We start from the raw sequence: 16,070 nt of genomic DNA on the forward strand, positions 1-16,070 counted from the left end.
GAAAGGGAAAGCCAAGATGCCGTGTTCCGACGAAAATAATGGCACCACGGGAGCCTATGGCATCCGCCACGTGCTGGCCCCCAATCCCTCGCCGATGACACAGAACGGCACCAACAGCTATCTGCTGGGGCAAGGCGATGTGGCGGTGATCGATCCGGGGCCGCTGGATGAGGCCCATCTTGCGGCGATTCTGGCGGCGCTGGGTCCGGATGAGCGGATCACCCATATTCTGGTGACCCATGCCCATCTTGATCATAGCGCCGGTGCTAGGGCGCTTGCCGCGAAAACGGGCGCGGCCACCTATGGATTCGGGGCGCCCCAAGCGGGTCGAAGCGCTTTGATGCAGCGATTGGCCGAGGAAGGCCAGCTTGGAGGGGGCGAAGGTATCGATCATGACTTCCTGCCCGACCACAATCTGGCAGACGGGGCGCAGATCACTGTGGGCGGGGCAAGAATTACCGCCCATCACACACCGGGTCATTTCAGCAACCATCTGAGTTTCGAATTCGGCACGACGGTGTTTAGCGGTGATGTCGTCATGGGCTGGACCTCGACGGTGATCTCTCCCCCCGATGGCGATCTGGCGTCCTATTTCGCCGCGCTCGACCGGCTCGAGTCACTTGCCCCGCACCAGCTTCTGGCCGGACATGGCGCACCAATCCTTGCCCCGCGCAAACGGATCGGCCAGTTGCGCGCCCATCGCCTTGCTCGCCATGCCCAGATTACCGAGGCCACACACGCAGCCCCCGTCTGCGCCACAACGCTCGCGCGGCAGATCTATGGCGATCTGCCCCCTCGCATCCTGCAAGCCGCAACCCGGAATTGTCTGGCCCATCTCATTGACATGATGGAAAAAGATGAGCTTTCGGTGGCAGGTCCCATCACCGATCAGGCAATTTTTCAACGAAGATGAATTTCTGCCAAAAAAACGTCATTTAGCCTCTTGCATGCCCGAAAACCCGTCGCTATACAGCGCCACATGTTCCGGCGTAGCTCAGAGGTAGAGCAGTTGACTGTTAATCAATTGGTCGTAGGTTCGATCCCTACCGCCGGAGCCAACATCCCGTCATCTGGGTCAAGATGAAATACCGTGTTCCGGCGTAGCTCAGCGGTAGAGCAGTTGACTGTTAATCAATTGGTCGTAGGTTCGATCCCTACCGCCGGAGCCATTCTTCCAAGAATGTACATAAAAAAGAGTGTTAGAAAGATTTCTTCACTCTCTTTTTATTAATTCGCCCTCTGTGCCCACGCATGCGTCCCTTTCGTCCGCTATTGGCAATAGCAATGCGTGGTGTCTCACTATCGTAAAACTGGACTCTCACAATCTGGATGGCGCCCGAAACTCGTGCGAAGAAAAGAGGATCCGAGGTCCGCGAGAAGCTGATGGTAATTCGCTGCAATACGCCGACCGTCGACGTGAACTCTGGACCTGCGACACTGATCACGCCCGCAGCGTCACAGGCCGTGATGACTTCGAGAGTGTCAACAGTGTCATAGACTTCGCAGAATATCATAACGACAGGATCAGTCGTGGTGGAACGCGTCCACATAGGCACCAAGGCGAAGCTGCCGAATGCCTACCCTGCACACTCACGTCAGGTCAGTAGGTTTCGTAAGCAGCACCGTCATCATACCCGTTACTGCCGACAATCGCATCAGCAGTTGCGATAACGCCCGTCAGGCACTTCGACATGACATAGGAGACGATGTGCTTTCGACGGGAGCGGACACCCCGCTGCCATCCGTCGTACACCCGCCCGTGAAACTGTCACCGACAGACATCACCTTGTACTGACAGGCCACCAGTAGTGTACGGTCTTTGCGAGGGCGAATTTTACGGGGGGCTTCTTAAGGGGGATTGGGGCAATTCGGGGAAGCGCACAAACCGCCGTCGAGGAACTCGGAAGCCGGACGGGCTCAAAGCGGATGTTCGCCCTCGGCGGTCAGAGCGCAAAGGATGGCGAGACCTGCACTAGCAGAAGGCGGAGGATCGGTCCTGTTATGGTTGGAAAAAGAAATCCAATATGTTTTGATCAGTATATTGGGTCTATTTATCCCCTTAGCACAACTACGTGTAATTGTCTTATGATATCTCCGCATATCGCCTGCGCGCAAATGCGGATTGTGCGTTCGGCAGATCAATTTATAAAACGGCCTAGCTTACGAAAGTAGGCTGAAAGCGTAACGAGTTTCCTTTTAATCCGGATACTGTTCGAAAATCCGGTTGCTTGGCTTCGGGATCGGCTCCGCTCGTTCCTGAAGTGGATGCCCTTTCGATGACGCGGCCAAGCACAGTGGCGTGTTTTACCAGTGCAGGTTCTCAGGGTTCGTACCGTTGGGCCAGTCGGTCCGCGGTATCGACCTTTTCCTGATCCTTCCGCTATGCGTCCTTCAGATATGCGGTGTCGAGCGCGGTTCGAGCGTGGCCCATGCCAGGCAGGGACCATGCGCCTATCGCCCGGGGGCGATAGTTTCCCGCCTTTCTGCCTCAGGCGCTGTGCCGTGTTTTGCGCATCAGATAGATATCCATGATCCAGCCGTGGGTTCTGCGGGCCTCGGCGCGGGTCTTCATGATCTGCGGTGCCATGCGCGAGAGCGGGCCGCTCAGGCGGATTTCTTCTTTCATACCGGCATAGGCGGACCACCAGATCTCGATACCTTCCGGATCGAGAGCCTCGAAGGCTCCGCCCTGATCCAGCATCACGACAACTGTCCCGATGCTTTCGGGCCAGCCCTCCTGGCGCAGCTTGCGCCCGGTGGTGATGGCCACGGCCGCGCCGATTTCGTTCAGCGGGATCGCGTGGCCCGCAGTCATCGCCTGTATCGCGGTGATCCCGGGCACAACGCTCAGCTCGAGCGGGGTAGCGCGCGCCACCCTTTCGGCAATGCGCAGGGTGCTGTCGTAAAGCGACGGATCGCCCCAGACCAGAAACCCCGCGCGCCCGCCTTTTGGCAAGGCCGCGTGCAATTCGCGCTCCCAGATGCGGGCAATGTCGTCATGCCAGTCATCGACCCTGCGACGATAATCGGGTTGGGCGGGGTCGCGCACCGGCAACCGGAATTCGCGCAGCTGTGGCCCCTGCGTGCCGGTGACCCTGGCGCAGATCGCGCGGCGCGCTTCGGCCAGATCGTCTTTCCCGGGGCCCTTGAGCGGGATCAGGATCACATCGCAGGCCCTGATCGCGTCAATGGCCTGCAAGGTCAGATGGTCAGGATTACCGGCCCCGATCCCGATCAGCGACAGATGGAACATCCTACTCCCCCGAAAGATGAAAAGCGCGCCCCTTGCGGAACGCGCCTTGTCTTTAACAGGTTGGAACGGGGCTCACCAGTTCTTCGCCCCGTTTCTTCTGCGAAACCGTCGCGCGGCCTCAGGCGGTATAGACCCGCGAAAGCACGAAACGGTTGCGCCCGATCGCCTTGGCACCGGCCAGAACGGCCAGATCGATCAGCGGCTCCAGCAGGATCACCGACATATAGGCAATACCGAAGGTCGCCACATTTGCCAAAGACGCCGCCGAGACGCCCTCGCCATAAAGGACCCAGAACGCGACCCAGGCGACAACGCCCCCCTGATAGGCGGTCGAAAGTGCCAGTGCCTGACGATAGGTGATATCGGCATAGGCCGTGTGAGGCGCGATGAGACGTTTGGCCAGTGCCGAAAGCGCAAAAAGCGGGACCAGCAGCGTGGTGACGTTCATGAAATATTGCGGCAGATCGAAGGGGGCAAAGAACAGCCCCTGCAGCAGCAGCCCCATTGCCAGACCGATGGCCGCCGGCACAAGGCCCAAAGTCAAAAACAGCGTCGAGCCCAGAATCAGGTGGACTTCGGACACGCCGACCGCGTGATGCGGAAAGACTTCGAAAAACACGAAAACGGCAGCGGTGGCCGCAACGGCGCGTGCAAGCGTGACCGGCAGATCGCCAAGATGGAGGGTTTTGATCGCCTCGCGGGTGACATAGGTGGCCGCGCCTGCGGCGGTGGCATAGCTCAGAAACAGTTTGGCGCCCGTAACGACGCCCGGTTCGATATGCATAGCGGTATCTCCCTGCCGTCGACCCCGACGGCGTGATTGATGGAACAGACAGGGCTTGCGCCCCGACGCACGGCAGGTCTCCTGACTTGCGGTTCATCGCCATCGCGCCGCCTTCCCCCGATTTCGGACCGGAGTGGCTGTCAGGCGCGGACTCGCCGCTTACAGTTGCGGGGGCAGTTCCGGATTTGGCGCCTGATGGCTACACCGCACCGGATTCCCTTTTCATCCGGCAACACCTCTTGGCTGCCGGAAACCGTCTCTCTGGTTTTGAATAAGCAAAGGGCTCAGGTCAATAAGACCTAAGCCCCGAGCGGAAGTTTTTCTCTGTAGCTGTCTCGGATTCGCGTCTCAGGCGGGGGCAAGCGCCCCGTAAAAGATCAATGCCGGTTTTTGCGACACGGCTCCGGCGGATAGTTCCGCCGTTATCTTGGCCGCCAGCGCGCGCATCGTGCCGCGCCAGATCACCTCGTCGGGATGGGAAATCGATTCGGCCATCAGCGCCGGAGTGTCCAGATCCAGCCCCGCCTCGGCCAGCCGCTCGGACAGCGCAACAAAGGTCCGGCGTGCCATATAGACCGCCGTAACGGCCTGCGGATCGGCCAGCGCGGCCATATTCATCTCGTCGGGCAGCGCCCCCGTGACATCATGGCCGGTGACAAATTGCAGCCGCCGCGCCGTCAACCGCCGTGTCAGCGGGATTTGCGCCGCCGCCGCCGCCGAAGAGGCCGCCGTCACCCCGGGAACGATCTCGAAGGCGATCCCCGCCGCACGGCAGGCGGCCAGTTCTTCTTCCAGCCGCCCGAAAATACCGCAATCGCCGGATTTCAGCCGCACCACCTTGCCGCCGCTGCGGGCATGGTCGACCAGAAGGCGGCTGACATGGTCCTGTTTCGGCGAGGGGCGCCCTGCCCGCTTGCCAACGCCGATCAGGTCACAATCGGGGCGTGCAAGATCAAGGATCGGTCCGGCAGAGAGATCATCGAACAGGATGGCGTCGGCCTGCCGGATACGGTCGGCGGCGCGCAGGGTCAAAAGCTCCGGATCCCCCGGACCCGACGAGACGAAACTGACGAAACCGCTCATGCGACCTCCGAAATCAGGTGAAAGAATGTCCCGCTGACATAGCCCCTGCGCGAGCCGGTTTCCACCACCGATGCACCCGCCGCATCCACCACCTCGGCCAAAGGCAGATCGGGTTGCGCGAGGATGGTCGAGAAATGGAACTCGTGCCCGCGCAGTCTCTGGCCTGCCGCCAGACCGGGGATGGGCGCGGCCAAGGTGGCCAGCCGGTAGCCCAGATGCATCTTGCGCGCCGCATAGGATGTCTCGAGCCCCAGCAATCCTGCCATCTGGTGGCGGTGCCCGTCCTTATCGACAAGCCCTTGCCCCAACACCATATAGCCGCCGCATTCGCCATGCACGGGGCGGGTTCCGGCCAAAGCCGTCAGACCCGCCAGAAAACGCCCGTTCGCAGCCAGACGCCCTGCATGCAATTCGGGATAACCACCGGGCAGCCAGACGCAATCGGCGCTTGGGTCGGGGGCCTCATCCGCCAGCGGCGAGAAGGGCATGATCTCGGCCCCTGCGGCGCGCCATCCTGTTACAAGATGCGGATAGAGAAAGGAAAATGCCTGATCCTGCGCAAGTGCGATGCGTTGTCCGGGCGGGGGAACGGGGCGTCCGGCCCCTGCGGGACATTGCGTCGGTGCGGCCAGTTCACGGATCTGCGCCAGATCCAGATGGGCGGTCACCAGATCAGCCATCGCGTCAATCTGTGTCTCAAGCTCGGGGCGCTCGCTGGCCTGAACCAGCCCCAGATGGCGCGAGGGCATTTCAAGCCCCCTGACCCGTGGAAGGCAGCCCAGACAGGGCACAGCCGCTGCGGCCAGACCCTCGCGCACCATCGCCTCGTGACGCGGGCTGGCCACGCGGTTGACAACCACGCCCGCCACCCGCACATCGGCGCGCAGCCGTGCAAAGCCCAAGGCCACCGCGCCGACCGATTGTGCCTGACCGGATGCATCGATCACCAGCACCACGGGCCAGCCTGTCAGCGCCGACAGATCCGCCGCCGTCCCGCGCGCCGTAGCCCCGATCGCGGCGACCCCGTCAAACAACCCCATCGCGCCTTCCGCGATCACCAGATCGGCCCCCTGCGCAGTGGCGATGATCTGCCCCATCAGCCCCGCCGGCATCGCCCAGCTGTCAAGATTGGCCGAGGCCATGCCCGAGGCCGCATGATGAAAGCCCGGATCGATGTAATCCGGCCCCGCCTTGAACGGGCGGACCACCACGCCCGCCCGCCGGAAGGCGCGGAGCAAGCCCAATGTCAGCGTGGTTTTGCCAGTGCCCGATCCGGTGGCCGAGACGATCAGCCCGTCGGGGATCATTCCTGCCCCTCCGGAAAGCGCGGCGCGGTGCCCACGGGGCGGTAGCGGCGGTCGTAATCGCCCGCGTAAAGGCAGCTCTCGGCAAAGCCTTCCTGCGCAAGGCTCCGCCCCACCAGAATAAGTGCCGTGCGCCCGCGTAGCCCGTCGCTGGCGGCGATCACCTCACCCAGATGCGAGCGCAGGATCTGCTGGTCGGGCCAGCTTGCGCGCCAGACCACGGCCACCGGACAATCCGCCCCGTAAAACGGGGTCAGCCGCGCGACGACCTCGTCAAGCACATGCACCGACAGATGGATCGCCAAGGTCGCGCCGCTGCGTGCAAAGGTTTCCAGCGTCTCGTTTTCCGGCATGGGCGAGGCGCGGCCCGAGGTGCGCGTCAGCACCAGCGATTGCGCGACACCGGGCAGGGTCAGTTCGGTTTCAAGTGCCGCCGCCGCCGCCGCAAAGCTGGGCACACCGGGGCAGATCTCGTAGGGGATGGCCTCGGCACGCAGACGGCGCAGCTGTTCGCCCATCGCCGACCAGATCGACAGGTCCCCCGAATGAAGCCGCGCCACATCCTGCCCGGCCTGATGCGCCTTACGGAGTTCGGCGATGATCTCGTCCAGTGAAAGCGGAGCGGTATTGATGATCCGCGCGCCGCTCGGGCAATGCGCAAGCAGCGCCTCGGGCACCAGCGATCCGGCATAGAGGCAGACCGGACAGGCGGCAATCAGATCGCGCCCGCGCAAGGTAATCAGGTCGGCGGCCCCCGGGCCCGCGCCGATGAAATAAACGGTCATTCCTTCTTCTCTCCCTTCAGGCTGTCGGCAAGGGCGGTCGTCATTGTGCCGCAGGGCGAGATGGCCCTTGGCTGCACGATCCGCGCCTCCGGCCCTGCCGCCACAAGCGCCAGTGCCTCGGCCACCGAGCCGGTGCCGAACCTCTCGGCCACGCGGGCCGAATATGTGGGGGTCGCAACCCCGTTCAAACGGCTGCGCGCAATCAGGCAGACCGGCAAACCAGCGGCTTGCACGGCCTGAAGCGCGGGATGATCGGCCTTATCCGCAAGGATCGCCAGCATATCGGGCGCAGCTTCGCGGGCGGCATCAAGAAGCGCCGCGAGGGCCGCGCTTTCGGCACGCGATTGCAGCCCCACTCCCAGCACCCGCGTCATCTGATGGCACTCCATTGCAGGATCGGTCGTGCCCTGTTCCAGCCACGCATGCGCCCCAGCGGGGCCTCTTCGGCCAGTTCGACCCGCAGCAGATGCCCGCCACATTCGGCCTGAAGCGCCAGATACAGCGCCTCGCTTTCCAGCGTCACCGCATTGCCCACCAGACGTGTGCCTGCGGGTATCCGCGCCCAAAGCGCTTCGAATCCTTCGCGCGACAGCCCGCCGCCGATAAAAACGGCATCGGGGGCGGCAGATGGCAGGGTCTGGGGCCACTGCCCTTCATGGATATCGATACGGTGCTCGACACCGAATTGCGCGGCGTTCTGTCCGATCTGCGCCAGCCTGTCCGGGCGCGGCTCCAGCGCGCTGGCCTGCCCGCCTGCCAAAGCCCATTCCACCGAGATAGAGCCGCATCCCGCCCCCAGATCCCAGAGCCTTTCGCCCATACGCGGGGCCAGCGCCGAAAGCGTCAGCGCCCGAACGGGGCGTTTGGTGATCTGGCCGTGATGGGTGAAAAGATCATCGGGCAGGCCGAAGCCACGCGGCAGGCCCTGCCCGCCCGCAACGGCAATCGCCACCAGAACCGGTGCGCCGAAATGACCTGCCACCTGATCGGCGCGCATCCGGTGACGGCGCTCTCTCGGCCCCCCCAGAGCCTCGAAGACCGTCAGCTCCGACGCCCCGAAGCCCAAGCCCGTCAGATAGGCCCCGAGGTCGGGCACCTGTGCACCGCCGCGCAACGTCACGACCAGCTTCGCGCCCTGCTGCAAATCCGCCCGCATGCGGGCCAGCGGGGCGGCATGCAGACCGAAGCTTGTCACCTCTTCCAGCCGCCAGCCCAGCCGCGCCGCAGCCCATGACACCGACGAGACCGCCGGATGGCAGATCCAGTCCTGCGGCGACAGATGGCGCACCAGAGATCCGCCCGCCCCGTGCCAGAACGGATCGCCCGACGCCAGAACCACCACCTCCAGATCTGCGGGCCGTCCCTCGCGCAGCGCCAGAACGGGGGCCAGATCGAAGGGGATCGGCCACGCGCGCCCGCGCGCCCCCGCCCCCACCAACTCCAGATGGCGCGGCCCGCCGAAAATGACCGCCGCGCGTGCCAGAATTTCGCGGCTTGCATCCGACAGTCCCGCTGGTCCATCCTCGCCCAAACCGATTATGTGCAGCCAAGGCTTACCCATGTCCCGTATCCTTCTTCTGGGTGGCACCACCGAAGCCGCTGAAATGGCGCGCCTTCTGGCTGTTTCGGGCCAGAGCGCGGTATATTCCTATGCCGGTCGCACCCGCGCGCCGGTGGCGCAGCCGCTGCCGCTTCGGGTGGGCGGATTTGGCGGTATCGAAGGGCTGCGCCACTATCTGCGGCACGAGACCATCACCCATGTCATCGACGCGACCCATCCTTTTGCCGCGCAGATGAGCCGCCACGCCCTGCATGCCTGTGCGGCAGAATCTGTGCAACTGTGCAGCTTCGAGCGGCTGCCCTGGCAGGCGGGACCGCGCGACCGCTGGCGATCCGTGCCCGATATGGAAGCCGCCGCCGCCGCGCTGCCCGCCATGCCCGGCCGCATTTTTCTGGCGATCGGACGGCAGAACCTTGCGGCTTTCGCTGGGGCGCCCCAGCATCATTACCTGCTGCGTCTTGTCGATCCGCCCACCGATCCGCTGCCGCTGCCCGATGCGCAGGTCGTGCTGGCACGCGGACCGTTCGAGACAGCACAGGATCTGGCTCTGATGTCCAAGCATCGCATCACGCTTGTGGTGGCCAAAAACGCCGGAGGACGCGGGGCGGAAGCCAAAATCGAGGCGGCCCGCCAGTTGCAGATTCCGGTGATCATGATCGAACGCCCCACACTTGCAGGGCGCCGGATCTTCCATCACGCCGATGACGTTCTGGGCTGGCTTGAAAGCACCGGTGCAGGGGCCGCGGGAGATCATGGCGTTCAGGATGCCTCGGGATAGGAGCGCGGCGTATAGGTGAACCGCCCGACCTGCCGTGTTTCGGCGGTGCCCAGAATCACGACGGTGCGCATATCGGCCATGTCTTCACGGGCCTGCCCCAGAGGCACCGTCACAATCCGTTCGTCAGGGCGCGAGACATTGCGCGCAAAGGAAACCGGCACCGTTGCGGGCAACTCTTCGCGCAGGATCGCCAAAGCCTGACCGAACTGGTGCGGGCGCGAGGCCGAACGCGGATTGTAGAAGCCCATCGAAAATCCGGCCTGTGCCGCAAGCCGCAGCCGCTTCTCGATGATCGGCCACGGTTTGAGGTTATCCGACAGGTTGATGGCGCAGAAATCATGCCCCATCGGTGCCCCGATCCGCGCACTGGCCGCCAGCATCGCTGTAATGCCCGGCAGGATACGGATATCGAGATCCTGCCAGCCCTGCGGCCCCGCCTCAAGGGCCTCGAACAGCGCCGAAGCCATTGCAAACACCCCCGGATCGCCGGAGGAGACAATCACCACCCGCGCGCCCTTGGCGGCCAGTTCCAGCGCATGGCGGGCGCGGTCCAGCTCGACCCGATTGTCGCTTTCATGCTTGGTGAGCCCCGCACGGTCGGGCACGCGGCGGACATAGGGAATATAGCCGATGATGTCGGTGGCCTCGGACAGCGCGGCCTGCACTTGCGGCGTCACCAGATCCTCGTCACCGGGGCCAAGCCCCGCCACTTGCAACCAGCCGCTCATGGTCTGCGTCCCTGCCCATGCACCACAACAATCGAGAAATAGGGCACCTCGCCGGTGACCTCGTCAAGCCGTCGCACGGTCTGGTTGTCCATCGTGCCATGCGTGACGATCCACGCATCCCCGAATTTACCGGCGCTCTGCAACGCGCGGGTCAGCTTCGGCAGATTGCGTCCGATCTTCATCACCACAAGCGCGTCGGTCTGCGCGATCCGTGCCGCCAGATCGGCCTCGGGCAGGGTCGCCATCGCAACGGTCAACACATCATCGCCCCATGTGATCGGCGCGCCGGTCGCCGTCCAACAGCCCGACATCCCCGTAATTCCGGGCACGACCTCAACGGGAATACGGTCCTTGAGGCGGGTATAAAGATGCATGAACGAGCCGTAGAAGAAGGGGTCGCCCTCGCAGAGCACGATCACATCCTGCCCCTGACACAGCATGGCAAGGCGCTCGGCCCAATCGTCGTAAAATTCCGAAAGCAGGCGGTTATATTCGGGGTCGGTAAAAGGGATCTCGACCGTCACCGGATAATCCATCGGATATTCGGTGACCCCGTCCGGCAACAGGCCCTCGACGATGCGGCGCGCCTGCCCCATCCGCCCCTTCTTGCGGAAATAGGCGACATGACGGGCCGCCCCCACCAGACGATGCGCCCGAACCGACATCAGATCGGGATCGCCGGGGCCAAGCCCCACACAGACAAGCTTGCCCATCTTATTCCTTCCGGCTGGCCAGCGCGTTGACGGCCGCCACGGTAATCGCCGAGCCGCCCAAGCGTCCGCGCACGATGACCGAGGGCACGGGCAGATCCTGCATCAATGCCTCTTTGGATTCCGCCGCCCCCACAAAGCCGACAGGGCAGCCGATAATCGCCGCCGGACGCGGGCAGTCGGGGTCTTCCAGCATATTGAGCAGATGGAACAGGGCCGTGGGCGCATTGCCGATGGCCACCACCGCACCGGCCAGATGCGGGCGCCACAGCTCCAGCGCCGCCGCCGAACGCGTATTGCCCATCGCCTTCGCACGCTCGACGATATCGGGGCTGTGCAAGGTGCAGATCACCTCGTTTTGCGCAGGCAACCGCGCGCGGGTGATGCCTTCCGAGACCATCCGCGCATCACACAGGATCGGGGCCCCCGCCTGAAGGGCGGCGCGGGCAATGCTTGCCATGCCCGGCGAAAATATCACATCGCGTTCCAGCCCCACCAGCCCCGCGGCATGGATCATCCGCACCACAACCGGTTCTTCATCCGTGTCAAACCGTGCCAGATCGGCCTCGGCACGGATCGTCGCAAAGCTCTCCGCGTAGATTTTGGCCCCGTCGGTTTCGTATAAATGCGGCATTAGTCCCCCGCGCCTTCTCTGATTTCTTTGGTCAATTCGGTTTCACTCAAATGCCCCGCAGCCAGCGCCGAACTCCGGCAGTTCCGGCCAAAGGCCCATCCGCTGGCGGTCGCCACCGCCACCATGTCGCAGTCTTGCGGGTGGGCACAGCCCTTGGTGCAGCCCGAGATATGCAGGTGCCCGCCAGCCGGCAGGCCCTGTCTGGCGATCTTCTGTGCCAGAGGCCGCGTCGGGCTGAGACCTTGCGGGCAGGCAGGTGCGCCCGTGCAGGCAGACATCCGCAGGCGCGGATCATCGGCCCTGGTCACAGCACTGGCAATATGCGGAAATTCACGGGCCTGCTCGACAAGAACCATGCGCCACGGCGTCAGACGCAGCTTGCCATAGCTGGCAATCTCGGCCAGTTCCTCGGCCCTGATCTGCCCGAAGGCCACGCCAAAAAACGCGCCCTGTGGCAAAAGCTCCGGAGCGGGGGGCGCCGCCCCCTTCTGTTTGGGGCTTTCGCGCCATGCAGGCGGCAGATCCGCCCCCTGCGCCAGATGCCGGTGCATCCGGCCACGCCCTTCGGTCATGCCGCCGCTGGACAGAAACCATTCGGCCATCTCCAGACAGGCCGCCACAGCCGTTTGCACGGTCACGGGACGTCCGGCGCTGGCCCCGTCCGCACGGCAGATCAACCCCGCCTGCCCGCGTTCGAGCCGGATATCGGCAGAGGCGTCCTGCAACAGGGGCACCTCGCCGCAATCCACCGCAAAGCCGAATTTCGCCGGAAGCGCGGGGCCGTCCTCACCGGCCAGCGCCGCGCTCAGCGCATCGCCAAGCCGCTGGGTCAGATCGCCCATCTGCCAGAAGGGCTGGGTGATGACATTGCGCCGCGTCTCGGCAGCCAGCGAATGATCAAGCAGCCCTAACGGTGCCAGCGCCTTCAGCACGGCCTCGTGATCTTCGGGCTGGATCCCCCGCAGCTGCAGATTGCCGCGCGAGGACAGGTCGATGAGACCGTTGCCGAATTGCGCGGACAGGCCCGCCAGCGCCCCTGCCTGCCCTTTCGTCAGCCGCCCGTACCAAGGCCGGACCCGCACCACCAGCCCGTCGCCCGACAGCATCGGTCTGTGGGCACCGGGGCACCATCCCCTGATCTGCGCTGCATTGCCTTGCGGGGCCTGCGGCTGCCCTGTGGCCTGTGTCATTCATCTGCTCCCAAAGCGGTTTGAGCCAGCGCATCCTGAATCGAATTGCGCCGCGTAACCCAGAGGTTAGCATCAGACAAGGCCCGAAACCTATCCCACATCGCCGCCAGTGCCTGCGGATTGTCCTTTTCAAGGAAATCGACCACCTCGCTGCGGCCCAGAGTGGCCTCGAAATAGAGGTCGAACAGATGACTCGGCACAGCGCGTGACAGATGCGCGAACGCGGCAAGATGATCCAGTGTCGCGGCAATTTCAGCCCCGCCACGAAAGCCGTGCTGCATCATGCTATCGGCCCAATCCGGATTGGCGGCGCGCGCCCGCACCACACGGGCGATTTCTTCCGTCAAGGCACGGGCGCGGGGCTGATCGGGACGGGTGGCATCCAGATGGTAGGATTTCGGGGCCGCCTGCCCCAGACGCGCCATTGCCGCCGCAAACCCCGCCTCATGCGCGGCATAATCCGAAGCCACAAGAAGATCCGTCTCGGGCAGATCCTGCAGATGCACGAATGTATCCGCCTCTGCCAGCCGCATCTCGAGTGCCGCGCGGGCGGGCATGATATTTCCTTTGGCATCAATCGCATGGGACGAAGCATTCAGCCATGCCTCCCCCGCCATCACGCGCCCCTCATCAGAATAATCCTCAAGCGCCTCTCCCATATTCAACCCGTAAAGACCGGGTTTGGGGCCGAAAACGCGCGGGGTTCTGGCCAGATAGGGATTGTCTTCTGCCGCTTCCTCGCGCTGTGCCAAAGCCTCTGCCGCCAGTTCGAAAAGCTGCGCCAGCCCCGGAAATACGTCACGGAACAACCCTGACACCCGCAAGGTCACATCGATCCGCGGACGGTTAAGCAAGGCCAGCGGCACCAGCTCGAACCCCGAAACCCGTTCGGAATTGCTATCCCAAACCGGTTTGATACCGGCAAGATGCAGCGCCATCGCAAATTCTTCGCCTGCGGTGCGCATCGTGGCCGACCCCCACAGATCGACAACCAGCCCCTGTGGCCAATCCCCGTGATCCTGCAGGTGACGGCGGATCAGCTCTTCGGCCAGCTTGACCCCTTGGGTATAGGCCGCCCGCGACGGCACTGCGCGCGGATCGGTGGTAAAGAGATTGCGCCCCGTCGGCAGCACATCCGCCCGCCCCCGATGCGGACTGCCGGAAGGACCGGGCGGCACGAAACGCCCCGCCAGCGCGCGGATCACCCCTTGCGTCTCCGCCGTGCCGCAGGCACCGGTGCCAAACACATGCAGCCCTTCGGCATATTGGCTTTCCTTGATGTCGCAGACGAACGCATCCAGACGGGTGATCGCCTCGGCGGCCGAGGCGGCCTCCGCGATCCCCAGATCGGCCTCTACCCCGCGCCCCTGTGCCTCGGCACGGATATCGGCAATAAGGCGGTCGCGGCGGGCGGGGTCCAACCCGTCGGCGGTGGAATATTCATCCATCAACGCCTCCAGCCGCATCAGGCTTTCAGGCATCGCGGTCTGCGCCAAGGGCGGCGGCACATGGCCAATCGTTACAGCGCCGATGCGACGCTTGGCCTGTGCGGCCTCGCCCGGATCATTCACGATAAACGGATAGATGACAGGACAGGCGGCCAGCAGGGCCTCTGGCCAGCAAGCTTCTGATAAGGCAACAGATTTCCCGGGAAGCCATTCAACCGTGCCATGTGCGCCCATATGGAGGACCGCATCGGTCTGGCCACGCAGCCAGAGATAGAAGGCCACATAGGCATGACGTGGCACGCGTGACAGATCGTGATAATCCGTCTCGCGCGAGGCACGATCGGCGCGTTCGGGCTGCAAAGCCACGACCGCCTTACCACAGCGGATCGCCGGAAACTGGAACTGCCCGTTGCGGCAGGCGGGGTCGTCCTCGGGGGCACCCCATGCCTCGGCCAGATCATCGCGCAGACTGTCGGGCAGGTTGGCCAGCGCCAGCCGGTAGTCATCCAGCGAATAGTGCAGCACGGCATGCTGCAAGACGGCGCCCAGATCGCTGACTTTGGTCAGGGGATATCCCTCTTCCGCAAGCGTCGCCACCAGATGTTCCACCGAGGCCAAGGCATCCAGCCCCACCGCATGGGCAATCTGGTAGCTCTTGCCCGGATAGGTCGAAAGCACGAAGGCCAGACGTTTTTGCGCGGCAGGCATCTGACCGAGCCGATACAGCGCCAGAACCCGTTCGGCAACCTGCGCGACCCGCCCCAGATCGGGGCGATGGGCGAAACGGGAATATTGCAGATCCGGATCGCGTTTGCCGGGGCTTTTGAACGAGATCACGCCACCAAACAGGCGGCCATCCACCTCGGGCAGCACAACATGCATCGCCAGATCCGAAGGGGCGAGACCGCGCTCGGAGGCGGCCCAATCGCGGCGCTGCGCGGTGGAAAGCGCCACCTGCACCACCGGCACATCGGCCTGATCCAAGGGCGAGCCACCTTCGGCACCCTGCGCCGAAAACGCAGTGGCATTGACGATTGCAACCGGTTTGAGCCGCGCAATCTCACCGCGCAGCCAATCCGGCACACCCGCCGCTTTCAGGGAGGGCACAAAGACCCCGAAAGCTGCAAATCCCCGCGCCCGAAGCGCTTCGATCAAGGCATCGACAGGGGCGGTATCGGCCGCCGTCAGATAGGACCGGTAGAAGGTCACAAAGGCCACCGGCCCGGTGTCCTCGGGCGGCGCAATAACGCCCTTTTCGGGCAGGTAGAACCCGTAATCGGGCACCGATTTCAGCCCCGCCACCGGCCCCGCATACAGCCCCGCAGCCAGAGCAAGCTGGGCCAGCGCGGCCTGTGCGGCCACCGCCCCGCCCGCATCGCACAGCGCCTGCAAGCGCCGCAATGTCGAGACGGGCAGCGTGGAAAGCGTATCAAGGCGCGCATCCTCGCGCCCGTCCGCAGGCAGGACCGCAAGTGCGATGCCCTTGCGCCGCGCCAGATCCTGCAGGCAGGCCAGCCCGTAAGGCCAGTAGCTTTCGCCACCAATCAACCGCACAAGCACGCCCTTTGCCCCCGAAAGGGTCTGTTCGACATAGGTATCGACCGAAAGCGGATGTTTCAGCGCGACCAGATTGGCCAGTCGGCAAGAGGGCAGCGGGCTGCCCCCCTTCGCACGTTTCCAGCCTGCCGCGAACGCGCCCAGATCACTATCGGAAAAGGACAGCACCACCAGATCCGCAGGGGCCTGCGCCAGATCCTGCGGCTGATCGGATTGATCAAGCCCGTGAGTTTCGCGAAAGACGACATGCATGAT

14 protein-coding genes, 2 tRNA genes and 1 riboswitch are annotated in these 16,070 nt (G+C 64.0%); of the genes, 4 read left to right on the forward strand and 12 right to left on the reverse strand.

Annotated elements, in window-relative coordinates; translation table 11 throughout:
* Window positions 1–16: 16 nt before the first annotated feature.
* From WDB88_RS09050 to WDB88_RS09060, 3 genes are all read left to right on the forward strand, one after another.
* Window positions 17–913, forward strand: coding sequence for an MBL fold metallo-hydrolase (locus WDB88_RS09050; protein WP_339107344.1), 897 nt, complete (start codon window positions 17–19; stop codon window positions 911–913).
* Between the two features lie 70 nt (window positions 914–983).
* Window positions 984–1,058, forward strand: a tRNA-Asn gene (locus WDB88_RS09055).
* A 36-nt stretch (window positions 1,059–1,094) separates the two neighbouring features.
* A tRNA-Asn gene (locus tag WDB88_RS09060) sits at window positions 1,095–1,169 on the forward strand.
* 1,319 nt (window positions 1,170–2,488) lie between these two features.
* On the opposite strand, the gene cobF is transcribed toward WDB88_RS09060, so the two are convergent.
* From cobF to cbiE, 7 genes are all read right to left on the reverse strand, one after another.
* Complete coding sequence (gene cobF, locus WDB88_RS09065; protein ID WP_339107345.1) at window positions 2,489–3,253, reverse strand: precorrin-6A synthase (deacetylating); 765 nt, start codon at window positions 3,251–3,253, stop codon at window positions 2,489–2,491.
* 118 nt (window positions 3,254–3,371) lie between these two features.
* Window positions 3,372–4,037 carry an energy-coupling factor ABC transporter permease gene (locus tag WDB88_RS09070; protein ID WP_339107346.1) on the reverse strand — a complete coding sequence of 222 codons (666 nt, stop codon included), beginning with the start codon at window positions 4,035–4,037 and terminating at the stop codon, window positions 3,372–3,374.
* Window positions 4,038–4,090: 53 nt separating this feature from the next.
* Window positions 4,091–4,310, reverse strand: a riboswitch (cobalamin riboswitch).
* A 75-nt stretch (window positions 4,311–4,385) separates the two neighbouring features.
* Window positions 4,386–5,120 carry a uroporphyrinogen-III C-methyltransferase gene (gene cobA / locus WDB88_RS09075; RefSeq protein ID WP_339107347.1) on the reverse strand — a complete coding sequence of 245 codons (735 nt, stop codon included), beginning with the start codon at window positions 5,118–5,120 and terminating at the stop codon, window positions 4,386–4,388.
* Entirely contained in the window at window positions 5,117–6,427 is a 1,311-nt protein-coding gene (locus WDB88_RS09080; protein WP_339107348.1) for a cobyrinate a,c-diamide synthase, read from the reverse strand. The genes cobA and WDB88_RS09080 overlap by 4 nt, the downstream gene beginning before the upstream one ends.
* Window positions 6,424–7,209, reverse strand: coding sequence for a precorrin-4 C(11)-methyltransferase (cobM, locus tag WDB88_RS09085; RefSeq protein WP_339107349.1), 786 nt, complete (start codon window positions 7,207–7,209; stop codon window positions 6,424–6,426). Before cobM ends, WDB88_RS09080 begins: the two co-directional genes overlap by 4 nt.
* The gene (locus WDB88_RS09090; protein WP_339107350.1) at window positions 7,206–7,583 is read right to left on the reverse strand and encodes a cobalamin biosynthesis protein; all 378 of its coding nucleotides are present in this window, start codon (window positions 7,581–7,583) and stop codon (window positions 7,206–7,208) included. Before WDB88_RS09090 ends, cobM begins: the two co-directional genes overlap by 4 nt.
* Window positions 7,580–8,770 (reverse strand): precorrin-6y C5,15-methyltransferase (decarboxylating) subunit CbiE, encoded by a 1,191-nt coding sequence (gene cbiE, locus WDB88_RS09095; protein WP_339107351.1) that lies wholly within the window; start codon window positions 8,768–8,770, stop codon window positions 7,580–7,582. The genes WDB88_RS09090 and cbiE overlap by 4 nt, the downstream gene beginning before the upstream one ends.
* Here cbiE and WDB88_RS09100 point away from each other — a divergent pair.
* A complete protein-coding gene (locus tag WDB88_RS09100; protein WP_339107352.1) occupies window positions 8,769–9,548 on the forward strand; it encodes a cobalt-precorrin-6A reductase in 780 nt (259 codons plus the stop codon). The genes cbiE and WDB88_RS09100 overlap by 2 nt on opposite strands.
* On the opposite strand, the gene cobJ is transcribed toward WDB88_RS09100, so the two are convergent.
* Genes cobJ through cobN form a run of 5 tightly spaced genes read right to left on the reverse strand, consistent with a single transcriptional unit; the run spans window position 9,530 to window position 16,067 of the window.
* On the reverse strand, window positions 9,530–10,276 hold the full coding sequence (gene cobJ / locus WDB88_RS09105) for a precorrin-3B C(17)-methyltransferase (protein WP_339107353.1): 747 nt from the start codon (window positions 10,274–10,276) through the stop codon (window positions 9,530–9,532). The genes WDB88_RS09100 and cobJ overlap by 19 nt on opposite strands.
* Window positions 10,273–10,989, reverse strand: a complete 717-nt coding sequence (locus WDB88_RS09110; RefSeq protein ID WP_339107354.1) for a precorrin-2 C(20)-methyltransferase — start codon at window positions 10,987–10,989, stop codon at window positions 10,273–10,275. Before WDB88_RS09110 ends, cobJ begins: the two co-directional genes overlap by 4 nt.
* Window position 10,990: 1 nt before the next feature.
* Window positions 10,991–11,620 carry a precorrin-8X methylmutase gene (locus WDB88_RS09115; protein WP_339107355.1) on the reverse strand — a complete coding sequence of 210 codons (630 nt, stop codon included), beginning with the start codon at window positions 11,618–11,620 and terminating at the stop codon, window positions 10,991–10,993.
* Entirely contained in the window at window positions 11,620–12,810 is a 1,191-nt protein-coding gene (locus WDB88_RS09120) for a precorrin-3B synthase (RefSeq protein ID WP_339107356.1), read from the reverse strand. Before WDB88_RS09120 ends, WDB88_RS09115 begins: the two co-directional genes overlap by 1 nt.
* Window positions 12,807–16,067 (reverse strand): cobaltochelatase subunit CobN, encoded by a 3,261-nt coding sequence (cobN, locus tag WDB88_RS09125; protein ID WP_339107357.1) that lies wholly within the window; start codon window positions 16,065–16,067, stop codon window positions 12,807–12,809. The genes WDB88_RS09120 and cobN overlap by 4 nt, the downstream gene beginning before the upstream one ends.
* Window positions 16,068–16,070 lie beyond the last annotated feature (3 nt).

The organism is Thioclava sp. GXIMD4216 (assembly GCF_037949285.1).
In the GTDB taxonomy this organism is placed as follows: Bacteria; Pseudomonadota; Alphaproteobacteria; order Rhodobacterales; family Rhodobacteraceae; genus Thioclava; species Thioclava litoralis.